Raw genomic sequence first — 18,174 nt, forward strand, 5'->3', positions numbered from 1 at the left:
GGTAACTCTGGAAGATTCCTGAATTACCCCAATTTTATGAGATTTTAAATTTTCGCCAAAACTGCTTATGCAAAAGCGGCAGTTTTCACATCGTTATTTGCAAGAATTTCTTGCAATTCATCCGCATCTACTGTTTCTTTGTCAACCAGCATTTGCGCGATTTGATCGAGGATGTGACGGTTATTAACTAACACTTCTTTAGCGCGAGTGTAAGCTACATCTACCAGTTTGCGAACTTCTTCGTCAATTGCCGCCGCAGTTTCTTCAGAAAAATCGCGCTCTGACATGATATCGCGACCAAGGAACATATTGCCTTGCTGACGACCAAGGGCTACGGGCCCAAGTTTATCGCTCATCCCAAAGCGTGTAATCATCTGACGCGCAACACGGGCTACTTGTTGTAAGTCGTTAGAAGCACCGGTGGTAACTTCTTCTTCGCCAAAGATTAATTCTTCCGCAATCCGACCGCCTAATGCTACCGCCATCTGATTTTCCAGATAAGCACGGCTGTACAAGCCAGTATCCATCCGGTCTTCGCTAGGAGTAAACCAAGTTAAACCACCTGCACGACCACGAGGAATGATGCTAATCTTTTGTACTGGGTCATAGTCGGGCATCAAAGCACCAACTAAAGCGTGACCGGCTTCGTGATATGCTACCAAGGTTTTGCGCTTTTCGCTCATTACCCGGTCTTTCTTCTCTGGCCCAGCTAATACGCGATCAATCGCGTCGTTGATTTCATCCATCGAGATTTCGGTTAAATTCCGCCGTGCTGCTAAAATTGCGGCTTCATTTAACAGGTTAGATAAATCTGCACCGGTAAATCCAGGGGTACGGCGGGCGATTCTATCTAAGTCCACATCTTTTGCCAATGTCTTACCACGGGCGTGAACTTTGAGGATTTCGCTACGTCCAGCATAGTCGGGACGGTCTACTACTACTTGACGGTCAAAGCGACCGGGACGCAACAGCGCTGCATCTAGTACGTCGGGACGGTTGGTAGCAGCAATAATGATGATACCGGTATTACCTTCAAAGCCATCCATTTCGGTGAGTAGCTGGTTGAGGGTTTGTTCCCGTTCGTCGTTACCACCACCTAAACCTGCACCCCGTTGACGACCTACAGCGTCAATTTCATCGATGAAGACGATACAGGGAGCGTTAGATTTAGCTTGCTCGAATAAGTCACGGACGCGGGAAGCACCGACACCTACGAACATTTCCACAAACTCAGAGCCGGAGATGGAGAAGAATGGTACACCAGCTTCACCAGCAACAGCACGGGCTAGGAGGGTTTTACCTGTACCAGGAGGGCCTACTAGCAATACGCCTTTAGGAATTTTTGCACCAACTGCGGTAAAGCGATCGGCGTTTTTCAGAAAGTCTACAACTTCGTTTAATTCCAGTTTTGCTTGGTCAATCCCCGCAACATCACCAAATGTCACCTGGGTTTGGGGTTCCATTTGCACTCTGGCTCTGGATTTACCAAAGTTCATCGCTTGGCTACCAGGGCCACTTTGCGCACGACGTAGCAAGAAGAATAAACCAACTAGAAGCAATACTGGGAAAAATAAGCTACTGAGTGCCTTAAACCAAAATCCTTCATCGGTTTGAGGCAATACAGAAATATCAACGCCTTTTGCAGTAAGAGTATTAATTAAGTCAGGGTCGTTGACTAATGTCACTACCTTTTTGTTACCGTCTCTGGATGTAACTAACGCCGTAGAACGGTCTGCGCTTAAACTGACTTTATCTATTCTGCCTTTTTCAACTTCTTGAATAAACTGGCTGTAACGTAACGGCTCTCTGCTTTGCGGTTGCTTGTCAAAGAATGCTGTTCCTAAGGCAATGACAACGATAAACAGCAGCGCATACAGCCCTGCATTTCTCCATCTTTTATTCACTGAGGTAAATCCTCCTAATATTTTTGGTGCGATCGCGTAACTTCTCAGAAAGAGAGAGCATTTTTAAGAATTATGTTAACTTATCTTAACGTATACCAAAATGGTGACGTTGTCATGCTAAAAAAACTCCGGAGTATTTGCAAACTTTGATGGTGTGGATCATATTCTAACGATCCTTGAGGCTGCTGAACGGTATGGATGGGGACGATTTCCATGACGCTGTTGCTGTAAGCGATCGCTTCAAATCCGGGAATTAAATCCATTGTCCAAGGTTGCTCTTTTACTTCCTGCTGCTGATATTCCAGCCATTTGACAAGTTGCGATCGCATAATTCCTGGCAAAATCCCCACAGCTAAAGGCGGTGTCCACCAGCAGCCATCCCGCCATCCCCAAAGATTACCTGTGCTGGTTTCTAGCCAATTTCCTCCCCCATCCACTAAAATCGCTTCTTGGGCTGCTAACTGCTGGCTCAACGTTTTGGCTAACCAAGCACTCAAGTAGTTACCTGTTTTATGAGCAGGCAGACTACGAGATAGTTCTATACTAGCAACGGCGCAGACTATACCGTTGGTTTGCTTTGGTGTTAAATCTGCTGGTAACAACCTACCTATGATCCACTCCCTACCATCGGGGAACAGGGTAATTCTGAGAACAGGAAAGTGTTCCCGTAAAATTTGGGCACCTTGACGTACCTGGTGCCAATCTGGTTCAATCCAACCAAAAGCTTTAATTGAGAACAGCAAGCGATCGCAGTGTAAACTCCAGTGAGTTAACTTGCTATCGAGGGAATTCTCATAAACCCGCATTGTCGTAAAAATTGTCGCCCCATAAAGCAACCCCGGATCGTTAATGTTTAATTCTAGGGTTTGGGACTCGAATAATTTACCGTTATACCAATAAATTACACTCACCTCCTTCAGGGGGATGAGGGGGACAAAGAGGACAAGGGGAGGGGGATGAGGTGGACTATTGACTATTGACCATTGACTATTGACTAATCCTTTGGAGGCATAATCACTTTGTTACCTTGGGGAGTGGAAATTATTTTACCTCCTAAAGCTTCAATTTCTTTAATTGCTCTTTTACGACTGGTTGCATCTACTCCGTTATTTAATACCATTATCCATGTTGATATTTTAGCAAATTTACTATTATGATTTTGACTGATAAATTGAGCAGTTCTCTGGGAAATATTAGCTATATACTTACTTTCTTCATCAGCAGATTTGCTCGCCCAGTCAGCACTTTTGAGAAAAGATTTTTTGGCGGCTTGAGAATTTCCTAGAAATAATAATTCATCTATGCCTTTATAACGCCATGCGTAATAAGATTTCTCTGGAACTTTAGGAGATAAGAATTTTAAACTTTCCTCCATCAATGCTGTGGAGCGTTCAGGCAATCCAGCATACATAGAAGTACTAGTGGATAAACCCAGATAAGCAGCTAAAAATCGTGGATCGCGTCCGAGAATAACTTCAAAATATTCTGGGCTAAAACTGTAATCTGTTTTTTTCCGGGCTTCATCGTCACCAAAATATTCTAAAAACTTGATATATACCCAATCGGCAATTAAATTATCATAGCCAAAACTGGGGGCATTTTTGAGAAAATTGAGGCGGATTCTTTCTGATTTAATTTCTGCTTCTATAGTTTCTGGTGAAGCAGTTTCTCGGCTATTTAACAGTTTGTGTAGTTGGGGATATTGCATTAAGCCAACTCCTAACATACACAAACAAACTGTCAAAGATGTACCAATAGTTTGACGGTATAGAACAAACATTTCTTTATAGGGACTAGGGGTTAGCTAGAAACTGGTTATATGTATATATAATTACAGCACACTAAAAATTAACAGCCAAGGGAATATTTTCCGAAGGCTGAGGTTAGCATTTCGACTCTGCTCAGTAACCAAAGGGCAGAGAATTAATAAATTTTTGCGTATAAATGCGCAAAAATTTCATAGCACTAAGTTATTAATACTCGTAATTACGGGTTTACCGAAGGAGTTGAGGAAGACACTTGGAGGGTGTCTACGTAATTCGTAATTTTCACTGAAACACCATGAATTTATAGGGAGTTTTGTTTAAGTCAGGTGTAGTAATAGTTCCAAACAGTCTTCAATTATGAATTACGAATTACGAATTACGAATTATTTCAAAAGTTGCCAACATTGTTGAGCGATCGCCCAATCTTCTTGAGTTTGGATCACCAATACTCGCACGGCTGATTCTGGTGTGGCAATATCAATATCTACGGGGTTGTTTTGATTTTTTTCTGGATCGATTTTCAGCCCTAAAAATCCAAAACCTTCACAAACAGCTTGGCGAATTCCGGGAGATTTTTCACCGACACCGGCGGTAAATACTAAAACATCTAATCCCCCCAAACTGGCTAGCATCGAACCAATCCCAGAACGCAAGCGATGTACGTAAATATCCCAAGCGAGTTGGGCACGGTAGTTACCTTGGGCGATCGCGGCGGTTACTTCCCGTAAATCGCTAGATATCCCAGAGATTCCACGTAAACCTGAAGCTTTATTGAGAACATAATCAAGCTTTTCGGCAGAACAATTAGATTCTCGTAACAGGTAAATAAGAATCCCCGGATCAACGGAACCAGAACGACTACCCATCATCAGTCCATCTAAGGGTGTGAAGCCCATCGTGGTATCAATGCTGTGACCGTTTTTAACTGCTGCTAAAGAACAGCCGTTACCTAAATGACAATTAATTAATTTTAGCGATGCTAAATCTTTACCGAGGATGTCAGCTGCACGTTGAGCGCAGTATTGATGGCTGATACCATGAAAGCCATAGCGACGAATACCTTGTTCTACCCACTCATAAGGGCCGGGATAGATAGCTGCCGCATCGGGGATAGTAGCATGAAAACTGGTATCAAATACTGCAACTTGTTTAACTTTGCCTAAGCTTTGTTCTATGGCTTCTATCCCTTCCACCGCTGCCGGATTATGGGCTGGGGCTAGGGTAGAAAGTTGAGCGATCGCTTTTTTTACATCTTCTGTAATTACCGTACTATTACGGTAATCTTGTCCCCCATGTACTACACGATGACCTACCACATCGATTTCTGAGAGATCACCAATTACTTTAGTAGCACCGTTAGTCAGAGTATCAAGCATATAGCTGATATTTGACTGTCGAGAATCTGCATGAATTGATTCTTGCAGTACTTCACCTGTAGCTGTTTTCACTTCAATTTCTGCTACACCTTCGTCTTGAGTCCAGTTGACTTTACCTTCCCAAAGTGGATGAGGTGCTTCCTTGGGTAAAGCATCATCACTAATGTCATACAGACAACTTTTTTGGCTGCTAGATCCGGCATTCAGTACAAGTATTTTCATAATTATTCAAAACTCAGCGCTGATTTATAGGGTATGGGGTATGGGGTATGGCGCAAAAGTCAAAAGGAGCCAGTGCGTTGCGCGGGTCTCCCGCGTTGTAGCAACTGGCGTTCAAAAGTCAAAAGTCAAATAGAATTCTGAATGAGCGAATTTTGAATTTTGAATTGTTTGTCTCCCTTGTCCCCCTTGTCCCCTTCCACTCATCGCTCAAGACTTCAACACCGTTATCGGCTGGGCTGGTATTGAGACGGTAAAAATTGAACCGATGCCTACGGTAGATTCTACTTCAATGCGGCCGCGATGCAATTCTACCAGTTGTTTGGTTAAAGCTAAACCCAGTCCTGTACCTTCGTAGCGGCGACGATAGGGTGTATCCAGTTGCTGAAATTTTTCAAACAGTAATGGTAATTGTTCTTCGGGAATGCCAATACCTGTATCTTCTACTTGAAAAATAGCAGAGTCGTCTTCTACCCAAACTCGCAAGGTGACGTTACCACCTTTAGGTGTAAATTTAATCGCATTAGTTAGTAAATTTAAGATAATCCGTTCGATTCTTGTGGCATCGGCGGTAAAGCGATCGCGTCTGGGATCGATTTGCAAATCCAGTGTCAGGTGCAGCTGTTCGCTTGCAGCTTTTTCTTCTAGCGCCTTAACTGTATTTTCTGCCACATCTGTTAAGGAAAATTCTGTAATATTTAAAACTGTTTTACCTGCCTCAATTTGCGATAAATCGAGGATGTCATTAATCATTTCTAATAAATGTTCACCACTGTCATGGATGGTTTGCAGATAATCTCGTTGGCGTTGGCTCAATTCACCTAAAGGCCAGCGTAACAGTGTTGAAGACATGCCAATCACATAAGTTAAAGGCGTAAGTAATTCATGGCTGATGGTGGCGAGAAATTCATTTCTGAGGCGGCTAGCGGCTTCGGCGGCGAGTAAAGCGTCTCTTAATGCCATTGTCCGCTCAACTACGCGCTGTTCTAAGGTATGTTTTTCTTGAGTCAGAGATCGCATTAATTCTGATTGGTGGATCGCGATCGCTAATTGTTCGGCGATCGCTGTCAGCAAGTTTTTTTCACTTTCTGTCCATTCCCGTGGAAGATTGCACTGATGAGCAATTAGCAACCCCCAAAGTTTTTCCTCAAACATAATCGGGGCGGCTATCTTGGCTCTGACTTTGACTTCTCTTAAAAAATGTAACAAACATTCTTCCAGAGCATAAGTTTTTTCCACATCATCCACAGTTAATGTAAAGCCCTGGCGATACTTATCCCAACATTGGCAAGTCGGCAAAAAACACATTTCTTCTCTGTAATTCAAGACTGAGGGAATCGCATCTGTAGCCCTAACTTCATAAACAATACAACCCCCATGCTGTTGATAATCTTCTAGTGAGTTTTGCCCGTTGAGTGACTCTAAGGGATCTCCCCATTGAGTACTCAGGCGATTGCTCCGGTTTGCGCCATTTAAGTAACCAGTGTCGAAGGGATGTTGTACAGTTGTAAATTTGGCATCCTCAAATTTATAAATTACCAATCTGTCTAATTCCAGAAACTCGCGTACTTGGGTAACGGCTGTCGCCATAATGACTGATAAATCCAAGCTGCGGCGGATTTGGTTTGTCACCTGATTCAACAGTCGTTCTTGGACAATCTGTTTTTTCAGAGCATCTTCTACAGGCTGACAGATGTAACTACTGCTATAGTCTAGAGTCGGGGCTAATTCCACCTCTTGATTAATTTGCGGCAAGAAACATTCTAATAACAAGAGGCTAAATTGACCTTGAAGCGTGCCATCATTAGTAGTCGGAATTTGCCGATAACGTTCCAGATTTTGATAAGTATTAGAATCAAACCCAAACAAATCTCGCAATTTTTCGACAAAGGAAGCGATCGCCTCGGCATTAAATGTCAAGCTAGTAGCCAGTTCTGCCCAATTGCGATCGCTGTAGACGTTTCTCTGGTTCGATGTAGAATAAAGTTCCTCTGGCAAATTTTCCGAATTGAGCAAACTACCAGTTGGGCTTACCCCCGTTGTCGAAACTGATGTTGTCGAGTTAATTGCTGTTTCCTCTTGGACAATATGTCCCAGCAACAGCGCACTAAAATTCTCGGAAACCAGTAGTGTAAACCTTTGCTCCTCCCAATCATCAGGTACACGAATCCTTAACAGTACAGCTTCTGTTACCACCAAAGCCCCATTTTCCACAGATTGAGCCATCTGCGCTAACAATTCCCCAAGCTGATTAAATTTATCTAAGGGTAAGGTTCGGGAGAAGCTTAAATCAGGAGAACTAAGCATGTTCAAAATTGTAGTGAGGGGCTAGCTGCTAAAGCTCAAAAGTTTGTTCTTGTATTGTAATCAACAGTTTAAGACGGTAATAGAGAATTATGCATCGTGTAAGTGCCACACCCGGAGGTTGGAATCAGTCGGAAGATCTGATTTTTATAGAACAAACTCCAGCTCCCTTTGTATTCATTACGGCTGCTGATACCGACATTCAAACTTTGGCAGCTGCGGTTCCTAAACTACCTGCAATATTCCCGGCTCTAAGAGTCGCCAACTTATTGCAATTACAGCAACAAATTAGTATAGACACTTACTGTGAGCAAGTTTTAGAATTTGCCCAGGTAATTATTATCCGCCTCTTAGGCGGACGTTCTTACTGGACTTACGGCTTAGAAGTTGTACAAGAAATTGTTCAACGAAATAATATAAACCTCATTGTAATGCCAGGGGACGATGCTTTTGATCCCCTGTTAATTTCTCAGTCTAACGTGCCTTTAGATATTGTTAACCAAGTCTGGCAATACTTTAACCAGGGTGGAGTTGAAAATTTTGTTAACGCACTCAAGTTTATTGCTGATACTTGCTTGTCAACTTCTTTCGCTCCCCCTTCCCCGCAGTTAGTTCCGCGTATGGGGTTGTATGAGTGGGGAATGGGGAATGGGGAAAAGGGAGGAAGGGGACAAGGGGGACAAGGGGGACAAGGGGAGAAGAACAATTACCCATGCCCAATGCCCAATGCCCAATGCCCCATGCCCAATGCCCAATGCCCAATGCCCAATGCCCAATGCCCCATGCCCAAAGTCGGCATTCTCTTCTACCGCGCCCATCATCTATCAGGAAATACCAAGGTAATTGATGCTTTATGTCAATCATTGATACAGAAAAATTTACAACCTGTACCTGTGTTTGTGTCTTCATTGCGCGAACCGGATATTCAAGTTGAGTTGAGCGAGTTTTTCCAGCCAAAAGACTCAGAACCAATTGCACTGCTGTTAAATACTACAAGTTTCTCTCTGGCGCGGTTGGAAACAGAAACACCCCAGGTTGAATTATGGGAAAACTTGGATGTGCCAGTGTTACAAGTTATTCTCAGTGGCGGAGCAGTTGAGCAGTGGGAGTCACAGTTATCAGGACTTTCTCCCCGCGATATTGCTATGAATGTGGCACTACCAGAGGTGGATGGGCGGATTATTAGTCGCGCTGTGTCTTTTAAAACAGTGCAAACGCGAAATCAAGATTTAGAAACCGATGTGGTAGTTTATGAGCCAGTAAGCGATCGCATTGAATTCGTCACCCAACTCGCAGCTAATTGGGTACGCCTGCGTTCCAAGCCACCCCAAGAACGGCGTATTGCCTTAATTGTCGCCAATTACCCCAACCGTGATGGACGTTTAGCTAATGGTGTAGGTTTAGATACTCCCGCTAGTTGTATTGAAATTCTCCAAGCTTTGCAGTTAGCTGGCTATCTGGTGGAAAATTTACCTGCTGATAGCGATGAATTAATTCAACGTCTCACGGCTGGAGTAACGAACGATCCAGAAGGCAGAGATTGGCGTCCAGTAACGCAAAGTCTTTCTTTGTCAGAATATCAAGATTATTTCGCTACTTTACCAGAACCAGTACAACAAGGTATCTCTCAACGCTGGGGTTTAGAAGAGGACGCGGCGATGGTGAGACAGGGAGACGCGGAGAATCAATTTTTCCCCGCGTCCCCGCGTCCCCTTGTCCCCTTGTCCTCCTTCCCCATTCCCGGTATCCAACTCGGTAACATCTTCGTAGGAATTCAGCCAGCAAGAGGCTATGATCTTGACCCGAGTTTGAGTTACCATGCGCCAGATTTAGAACCCACCCACGCCTATTTAGCTTTTTATTATTGGGTGCGGGAATGTTTTGGGGCGGATGCTGTGGTGCATGTGGGAAAACATGGCAATCTCGAATGGCTTCCCGGTAAAAGTCTAGCTTTATCGAGTAATTGTTATCCAGAAGTGGCTTTGGGGGCAATGCCTCATTTATACCCGTTTATTGTTAATGATCCTGGTGAAGGTTCACAAGCTAAACGGCGCACCCAAGCGGTAATTATCGACCATTTAACACCCCCCATGACTCGTGCAGAACTCTATGGATCGCTGCAACAACTGGAGAATTTAATTGATGAATACTACGAAGCTGAAAGTTTAGATCCAGTGCGATTACCAATGATTCGCGATCGCATCCGCGAACTTCTGCTTCAAGAAAATTTACATCAGGATTTAGGAATTACGAATGAACAAGACATTTTAAATTTTGAAAATTTAATTTTAAATTCCATCAATGGTTATCTTTGCGAACTCAAAGAAGCGCAAATTCGTGACGGATTGCACATTTTTGGGCAATGTCCCCAAGGACGACAGTTACGCGATTTAATAGTCGCCATCGCCCGCATCCCTAATCGCCATTCCATCGGTATCACCCGCGCCCTAGCTCAAGATTGGGGTTTAGATTTCGATCCCCTGACAGCAGATTTTTCAATGGTGAGCCAGCGCGATCTTGGGGGTTTCCCCCATGAGCGACTGGCGAACCCCGAAGGGGTCAGTGGTCAGTGGTCAGTAGTCAATGGCAAAAAATGTTACACTCTCGGTGATGTTGTTGAAGTCCTAGAAGAATACGCCGCTTTCCTAGTCGAACAACTGATAACTATTGAAGAAGGCAGATGGCAGGAGGCAAATGGCAGAAGGGAACAGTTAGAAGCGGACTCTCATCCAGATGAGTTAAAAAGACTGAACAAGAGTTCAATAGATATCTTAAACCTTTGCTCTACGGGGTTACAGCCTACAGTAAAAAATATTACTCCTTCTGCCTCCTGCCCTCTGCCTTCTGCCTTCAAAGTTCTCAACTGGATAGCTGCAAAACTCCTCCCCGCATTACAACAAACTCAGCAAGAAATTACCAACTTGCTACGCGGACTCGATGGTAAATATATCCAAAGTGCTGCATCTGGCGCACCTACACGCGGTCGCCCGGAAGTCCTGCCAACTGGTAAAAACTTTTACTCTGTCGATATTCGTGCCCTACCCACAGAAACAGCTTGGGATATAGGCAGAAGAGCAGCGGAAACTTTAATTGAGCGTTACACTCAAGATAATGGAGAGTATCCTAAAACACTAGCATTATCTGTATGGGGCACTGCCACAATGCGGACTGGGGGTGATGATATTGCCGAAGCTTTGGCGTTGTTGGGTGTGCAACCTGTATGGGATGGTGCAGCTAGGCGTGTAGTAGATTTTGAAATTTTACCAGTGTCAGTTTTGGGAAGGCCGCGTGTAGATGTCACCTTAAGAATTTCGGGATTTTTCCGCGATGCTTTTCCCAACTTAATTGATTTATTTGATTCAGCCGTCCAAGCCGTAGCAGCATTAAATGAAGCACCAGAGGAAAATCCCCTAGCAGATCAAGTTCGCCAAGATACTGATTTTTGGACAGCACAAGGTTTAACTTCAGAGGAAGCAATTGAGCGATCGCGTTATCGCATTTTTGGTTCTAAACCAGGTGCTTACGGTGCTGGATTACAAGGCTTAATTGAATCGCAAAATTGGCAAGATGACAACGATTTAGCCACCGCTTTTATCAACTGGAGTTCCTACGCCTATTCCTCCTCATCTTCCACATCCCCTATCGCCGATCCTGAAGCCTTGAAACAACGCTTAATGCAGACACAAGTTGTATTGCACAACCAAGATAACCGCGAACACGACTTGCTTGATTCCGATGATTATTACCAATTTCAAGGAGGTTTAACAGCCGCAGTGCGATCGCTTCAAGGAAAAAATCCCCAAACTTATTTTGGTGATAATTCAATTACCGCTCAACCACGAGTCCGCCTGCTCAAAGAGGAAATTGCTAGGGTATATCGTTCTCGTGTAGTTAATCCTAAATGGATCACCGGCATGATGCGCCACGGTTATAAAGGAGCATTTGAAATGGCGGCGACAATGGATTTTTTATTTGCCTATGATGCAACCGCTCAATGTGTGGAAGACTATATGTATCAGGGCGTATTACAAGCTTATTTACTTGATCCCAGTGTGTCAGAGTTTATTTACAAAAAGAATCCTTGGGCATTGCGTGATATTGCTGAGAGATTATTAGAATCATATAAGCGCGGTTTATGGCAGGATGTAAATATACAAACATTAGAAATGTTACGAAACCTTGTACATCAAGCCGAAGCAGCGATAGAAGAACAAACAGTGGTGTAGGAACCGAATATGGACAACCTAGCGTATTTCCATTCAGCTTTTGCTTACGAAGACAGCCAACCCAGTGAATTGGTTTCCCTGAGTGCTCTGTTAAACACAGCAGCAACACCAGACTGGAAACGGCTTTCGGGTAAGGCTTGGCGGTATATGTTACCTCTAGCCCTCACTTTATCTATTCTCAGTGCTGTTAGTAGCGTCATGGCACTGGAACGCGGCGATCAAGGCCCTTCTGTCAGGAATCTACAACAAAAGTTGCAAAGAGTAGGCTTTTATCAAGCTCCCATTACTCAAATCTATGACTTCCCCACAGAAGATGCTGTGCGGCGTTTTCAAAAAGCCGCTGGTTTACCTGTAGATGGTGTCGTGGGAGCCACTACGCTGCAAAAATTAGACAGTTGGCGACCCAAGGCTGTAAATGCTACAACTACACAGCCAAAAAAACCTACTAGCAACCAAGCTACTAAGCCAACTGTTGTCAGTACACAAACTACCAAGCCAAATAGCACAAATACAACCGCGAAAAAAACTACTGTTGCTACTGCATCAACGAGCAAGCGTAACAATCCTAATTACCTGTCGAGAGGAGATGAAGGTGAAGAGGTAAGAGTTCTGCAAGAACGTTTGCGTGTTGCTAATTTTTATTACGGTAACGCCACAGGGATATTCGGACCGATTACTGAAGAAGCAGTCAAGCGATTTCAACAAGCTTACAATTTAGAAGCTGATGGCGTTGTTGGTCCTGCAACTCTGAGAAAACTACCGCCAGCTGGTGTTGGTGGTGGCGAAGATACTCCTAAAGCAGTGGTCGATCGCGATAAACTGCGTATAGGCGATCGCGGTGAAGCAGTTCGGATTCTGCAAGCACATTTGATCAAAGCCGGATACTTACAGGGAGAACCCAATGGCTATTACGGCCCCAATACCGCAGATGCTGTTCGCCGATTTCAAGCAGCTAGTTATTTAGCACCCAGTGGGATCGCCGGCCCAACTACCAGAGCTAAGTTATATAGCTTAGTGACTAATACTCCCAAAAGTGAGTTTAGCGTTTTGGAAATTCAACGGCGACTACAAGAAAAGGGTTTTTACAAAGGTGAACTCAACGGTGTCATGGCTGATGATACCAAAAGAGCAATTAAGCAAGCCCAAGAATTTTACGGGATCAGCCTCAGCGATATAAGGAGCGGACGCTTTTAGCATCCGCACAGAAACTGAGAGTAAGTTTCAACTAGTTGCTACCTCCGATAACAGCGAATAATTAACTGCTCAAAATGCCATTGTTTGGTTAGTTTGAGACTCCGCCTTGTTATCCCACCCAAGTGCTATAAAGGCATTAGTGCCCTTTGGCACTTGGGACAGACAGCATGGATAGTTAGCTGACAATCAAGAAGATGAAAACCTTCTTTTTGAGCAGTTTTCGCACCAATTTTTAAAATTGAGTCATTTTTAAACTCAATTGTGCTGTTACATCTCACACAGATGAGGTGATGGTGGTGATGAGGGTAAGGCTGATTAAGTTCGTAATGTTTATGTCCTTCCCCCAGTTCTAATTCCCGCAAAATACCCATCCTGGCCATCAACTTTAAAGTCCGATAAATAGTTGACAGACTTATTCCTTCACCGTCAGTCTCTAGTCGATGGTAAAGATCCTCAGCACTGAGGTGTTCACCTTGCGGAAGTTCTTGGAAAATGTGTAGAATTGTTTCACGTTGAGGAGTTAAACGCCAGCCACGATCGTTTAATTCTGCTTTGAGTGAACTAGATGTGTAAACAGTCATACTAATTTTTCTCAACAAAGCCTGATAGTTGAGAATATAGCAAATTTTTTGCTGAATTTGCAACAACCATAGCTTATTGCGAATATTTGCTAAGGAAGAAAGAATAATTTTTCAAATCTTGAAGAACCAAAGTAATAGATGATCCCCGCTATCAAAGCATTTTGAGGTTAGAGTGAGCAAAGTTCTAGCCTACCTAAGTGAAAATAATTTGCCATAAACTAAAAGAGAGATTTTGGCAACGGGGATCAAGCAACTCGGTTATTGATCAGTTTGGTGAGTTCGTAGTCAGCACAAAGTGTGCTTAAAAATCCAGGACAGGACTCAAGTCCTGACTACGAACTTAATTAATGCGCACAAGCACTAGCTCAGAGATTCCAAGTAGTCGCGGATCAAGTTACGTCGCTTGGGTTGGCGTAGTTTTTGTAAAGCCTTGGATTCGATTTGCCGTACTCGTTCGCGAGATAAATCAAGAGCGCGGCCAATTTCTGCTAAAGAGTAAGGATGACCATCTGCCAAACCAAACCGCATGAGAATTACATCACGTTCGCGGCTAGTTAAATCTGACAACAGATGTTGCAAGTCTCTTTGTAAAGATTCTCGCATTAGTAATTCTTCAGGAGTGACACTATCAGTTTCGAGTAATTCCCCCAACTCTGTGTCCTTATCCTTACCAACTTTAGTTTCTAGAGAAACGGAGCGAGGTACGCGTAACAAAACTTCTCTGACTTGAGTCGGAGTCATGTCTAACTCAATCGCCAAGTCTTCCAGGGTAGGAGTACGACCTTTTTCTTGAGCAATTTTGCGTTGAGCTTTTTTGATTTTGTTCAGCTTTTCAGTAATATGAACCGGCAGGCGAATTGTCCGGCTAGAAGTAGCGATCGCTCTGGTAATACCTTGACGAATCCACCAGTAAGCGTAGGTGCTAAAGCGATAACCCTTAGTTGGGTCAAATTTTTCGACAGCTCGCTCCAAGCCTAGCGTGCCTTCTTGAACTAGATCCAACAATTCCAAGCCGCGATTTTGATACTTCTTAGCAACAGAAACGACCAAGCGAAGATTAGCTTTGATCATGTGTTCTTTAGACTGGAGTCCTTGAGATTGAATTTGCTCCAGTTCTTCCACCGTCATCTTGGCAATTTCTGCCCAACGGCGCTTACCTTCTGACAAAATAGGCTTCAAGTCGGAAACGTTCACACCAGCAGTGGTAGCCCATCTTTCCAAAGAAGGGCGATGTCCCAATTCAGATGCTAGACGTTCTTGAACTTCAATTAACCGCAGATAAGGCTCAATTACTGCATCTCCTTGCTTGGCAGCATTGGCAAGCACTATCCGCATCCGCAAGTAGCGCTGGACTTTTTGAGCTTCTGAAACCTCTTCATCCCGCCCTAACAACCGAACCCGACCAATTTCCTGAAGATATAAGCGTACTAGGTCTGTACTCCTCCGGTTGGTGTTAGCAGCAAAATGAGCAGAATCTACAGAAGCCAACTCCAAATCCTGCAAATCATCTACAGCTAACTCATTGTCGTCAACCGTGAGATCTCGATCCAAGATTTGCTGGGATTTTGGGGTGTTGTAGGGGGCATCTGCGTAAAAGGATGTTGCTGGCATAAAGATCGTCTCAATGGCTCCAGGTAACAATAGATTACGGTCAGCTAAAAATAACAGGTCAGCTAGTTAACTGTTGCTATTGTTCCCGTGATTCAAGGTGAACTAACACGGTTGAGGGTCCAATTACAGTTTTTTTTAAAAAAATCTAAAAAAAAACTGTATTGGTGATTTTTTAAACATGACTACCGAAATAGTCGGCTGCTGTAGTTCTCTAATTGAACCAATAGCTATTCACATCTACAGCTAACCTTTAAGCTTTGAAACAGTTTTTCAACATTTCAATTTTGATGGGACTTGACTGTTACAAAAGTAACGTGGTATAAACATATTTCAGTAAAAATCATGTTCATAATCGCTATAGTCATATCTACATGGGGATAGAAGTACTATCCTGACAATTTGCTAATTTTTCTCTAGGGAATATTTGGTAAGAAGGGTAAGTGATGGTCATGGTCAGTGCGTTAGTAGTAACGCTGAAGTGCTAATACCAAGCCATTACGTCTGATATTCCTGCTCTTTGTCGTTGAATTCTGATTTTCCAAGAGATTGGGGATTTGCTCCTGGGGAGAGAGTACTGGGAAATAGCGGTAAATTTGCACCAGCACCAAAATTTGCACATTCTCCACAATACAAATATTAGTTGTCAGTTGTCAGTTGTCGGTTGTCAGTTGTTAGTAGTCATTTGTCATTTGTCATTTGTCATTTGTCATTTGTCATTTGTCATTTGTATTCTGGCTTAATGTCTCGCAGCATTAATTCATCAAGACCTTGTTGGGGTGTGACTTCACCTTGAAGTAAGCGATAAACTTGCTCCGTAATGGGAACCGGAATATTTTGCTGTCTGGCTCGTTGCACCAACACTTGGCAAGTATTGACTCCTTCAGCGGTTCCTTGTAAGTGCGTAAGAATTTCTGTAAGTGTCTTACCAATAGCTAGCTGGTAACCAACTTGATAATTGCGGCTTAGAGGACTATTGCAAGTTGCTAGTAAATCCCCTAAACCGGATAAACCATAAAAAGTTTCTGTCTTCGCACCCCAGAAATTACCGATGCGAACCATTTCTGTAAGTCCACGGGTAACTAAGGCTGCTTTAGCATTGGTTCCCAGTTGTAAACCATCACATACACCAGCTGCGATCGCAATTACATTTTTGAGTGTTCCGCCTAATTCCACTCCTACGGGATCTGGATTGGTATATACCCGAAACCGATTAGAAGAAAACACCAGCTGCACCGCTTCAGCAGCAGTAGCAATGGTACTGGCTACAACTGTTGCAGCTGGTAATTCCATTTCAATTTCTTTTGATAAATTCGGCCCTGAAAGAACAACTACCGCATGGTTAGGGAAAGCTGTTTGCCAAATTTGCGACGGCGTACAGCTAGTTTCTGGCTCTAAACCCTTCGTCGCCGTCACAAAAATTGTGTCTGGGGACAGGGGGAAAGACTTGACTTGCATCACCACATCTCTGACACCTTTCATCGAGATCGCAGAAAGGATGATTTGGGCATCTTCTAGCACTGCTGCTAAACTTACCGATCCCCACCGCGACCATAGACGCACCTCATAACCATTCGCCGCAGCCAGATTTGCCAGTGCTGTACCCCAAGCACCTGCGCCTAAAATTGCTACGGATTTGTCATTTGTCATTTGGTATTTGTCATTGGTCATTGGTCAATAGTCAATAGTCAATGATCATTAGTCCCCTTTGTCCCCTTATCCCCCTCATCCCCCTCATCCCCGACTACGGGGGTAAAGTTCCATGAGTTGCCGCACTTGTTCTGCATGATATGAGCTTCTTGTCAAGGGGGAAGACACTACTTGCAGAAAACCCAGTTCTTCGCCGAAGGCTTGCCAAGCAGCAAATTGTTCTGGGGTGATAAAGTTATCTACTTTCAAGTGTTTTTGGCTAGGTTGGAGGTATTGCCCAATGGTCAAGATATCACAATCTACGGCACGCAAGTCTTGCATAACTTGACGAACTTCGGCATCAGTTTCACCAAGTCCAACCATGATTCCGGATTTGGTGTAGATCCAAGGCGCAATTTGACGCGATCGCAATAGTAATTCCAATGTGCGATCATAGTTACCTTGGGGACGCACACGGCGATACAGGCGGGGTATGGTTTCTGTATTGTGGTTTAATACTTCTGGTGCAGCTTCGATAATCATCTCTAACGCATTCCAATTGCCGCACAAGTCAGGAATTAAAACCTCAATTGTAGTTTTGGGTGAGACAGTGCGAACTGCGGCGATACAATCCCCAAACTGCGATGCACCACCATCAGGTAAATCATCTCGGTTCACAGAGGTAATTACCACATGATTGAGTTTCATGCGGCGAACAGCCTCTGCTAATCGTTCTGGTTCTGTGGGGTCTAAAGGCTTGGGCTTTTTTTCAAAATCTATATCGCAGTAGGGACAGGCACGAGTACAAGCTGGCCCCATAATCAAAAAAGTAGCCGTACCAGCTTGGAAACACTCACCAATATTCGGACAGGACGCTTCCTCACAAACCGTATTGAGCGCTAAATCCCGCAAAATTTCTTTAACGTTACCGACGCGCTCCCACTGAGGCGCTTTCACCCGCAACCAGTCTGGTTTAACAGTCACAATCCGTTTTCACTACTATATATATACAGAGTTATGTTAGCAAGGTTGGGAGAGTTTGGATTTTGATTTTTGGATAAATCCAACCTGAAGAAGTAGCGATTTTGAACAGCGTAGGAACTAGGACTTACCCATTGACATCAGGACTTACGCACAGGTCACGGAAAATCAAACCGCTCCAGGACACAGAGTACACACAGAGAAGTCACCAGATAAGGCTTCCTTAGATCATAACTTCAGATCATAACTTCGGTAGGAATAGGAGTTTGAGAGGTTTTTTGCGTAAGTCCTAATCTTCAACAAACGCTGACAGGGTGAGTTGCTCAATCGAGAATGACAATATTCCGAGGCTCGATACCCCATACCCATTTTCATTGAAAGCGGCA

Annotated in this window: 12 protein-coding genes; 2 read left to right on the top strand and 10 right to left on the bottom strand. The window is 43.8% G+C overall.

What is annotated here, in order from left to right; genetic code table 11:
• Positions 1–65: 65 nt before the first annotated feature.
• The 5 genes from ftsH3 to AACU32_RS38100 form a co-directional block, all read right to left on the bottom strand.
• Entirely contained in the window at positions 66–1,904 is a 1,839-nt protein-coding gene (ftsH3, locus tag AACU32_RS38080; RefSeq protein WP_096607405.1) for an ATP-dependent zinc metalloprotease FtsH3, read from the bottom strand.
• Between the two features lie 80 nt (positions 1,905–1,984).
• Entirely contained in the window at positions 1,985–2,806 is an 822-nt protein-coding gene (locus AACU32_RS38085; RefSeq protein WP_096608354.1) for an aminotransferase class IV, read from the bottom strand.
• 92 nt (positions 2,807–2,898) lie between these two features.
• On the bottom strand, positions 2,899–3,684 hold the full coding sequence (locus tag AACU32_RS38090) for a hypothetical protein (protein ID WP_096607406.1): 786 nt from the start codon (positions 3,682–3,684) through the stop codon (positions 2,899–2,901).
• Between the two features lie 369 nt (positions 3,685–4,053).
• A complete protein-coding gene (locus tag AACU32_RS38095; protein ID WP_096607407.1) occupies positions 4,054–5,268 on the bottom strand; it encodes an acetate kinase in 1,215 nt (404 codons plus the stop codon).
• A 207-nt stretch (positions 5,269–5,475) separates the two neighbouring features.
• Entirely contained in the window at positions 5,476–7,572 is a 2,097-nt protein-coding gene (locus tag AACU32_RS38100) for a GAF domain-containing sensor histidine kinase (protein WP_096607408.1), read from the bottom strand.
• 89 nt (positions 7,573–7,661) lie between these two features.
• Here AACU32_RS38100 and cobN point away from each other — a divergent pair, with 89 nt between their 5' ends.
• Together cobN and AACU32_RS38110 are read left to right on the top strand one after the other, a co-directional pair.
• Positions 7,662–11,795, top strand: a complete 4,134-nt coding sequence (gene cobN, locus AACU32_RS38105) for a cobaltochelatase subunit CobN (RefSeq protein WP_096607409.1) — start codon at positions 7,662–7,664, stop codon at positions 11,793–11,795.
• A gap of 9 nt (positions 11,796–11,804) precedes the next feature.
• Positions 11,805–12,989: a peptidoglycan-binding domain-containing protein gene (locus AACU32_RS38110; RefSeq protein WP_096607410.1), complete on the top strand. Its 1,185-nt coding sequence runs from the start codon at positions 11,805–11,807 to the stop codon at positions 12,987–12,989.
• Between the two features lie 125 nt (positions 12,990–13,114).
• Here AACU32_RS38110 and AACU32_RS38115 read toward each other — a convergent pair whose 3' ends face one another.
• The 5 genes from AACU32_RS38115 to lipA form a co-directional block, all read right to left on the bottom strand.
• A complete protein-coding gene (locus tag AACU32_RS38115) occupies positions 13,115–13,570 on the bottom strand; it encodes a Fur family transcriptional regulator (protein ID WP_096607411.1) in 456 nt (151 codons plus the stop codon).
• Positions 13,571–13,930: 360 nt separating this feature from the next.
• On the bottom strand, positions 13,931–15,181 hold the full coding sequence (gene sigC, locus AACU32_RS38120; protein WP_096607412.1) for an RNA polymerase sigma factor SigC: 1,251 nt from the start codon (positions 15,179–15,181) through the stop codon (positions 13,931–13,933).
• A 495-nt stretch (positions 15,182–15,676) separates the two neighbouring features.
• Complete coding sequence (locus AACU32_RS38125; RefSeq protein ID WP_339378609.1) at positions 15,677–15,814, bottom strand: hypothetical protein; 138 nt, start codon at positions 15,812–15,814, stop codon at positions 15,677–15,679.
• 87 nt (positions 15,815–15,901) lie between these two features.
• Positions 15,902–16,828, bottom strand: coding sequence for an NAD(P)H-dependent glycerol-3-phosphate dehydrogenase (locus AACU32_RS38130; RefSeq protein ID WP_096608355.1), 927 nt, complete (start codon positions 16,826–16,828; stop codon positions 15,902–15,904).
• An 84-nt stretch (positions 16,829–16,912) separates the two neighbouring features.
• Positions 16,913–17,791, bottom strand: a complete 879-nt coding sequence (lipA, locus tag AACU32_RS38135; RefSeq protein WP_096607413.1) for a lipoyl synthase — start codon at positions 17,789–17,791, stop codon at positions 16,913–16,915.
• Between the last annotated feature and the right edge of the window lie 383 nt (positions 17,792–18,174).

Origin of the sequence: Calothrix sp. NIES-2100, assembly GCF_963875285.1 — a bacterium.
Taxonomy (GTDB): Bacteria; Cyanobacteriota; Cyanobacteriia; order Cyanobacteriales; family Nostocaceae; genus Aulosira.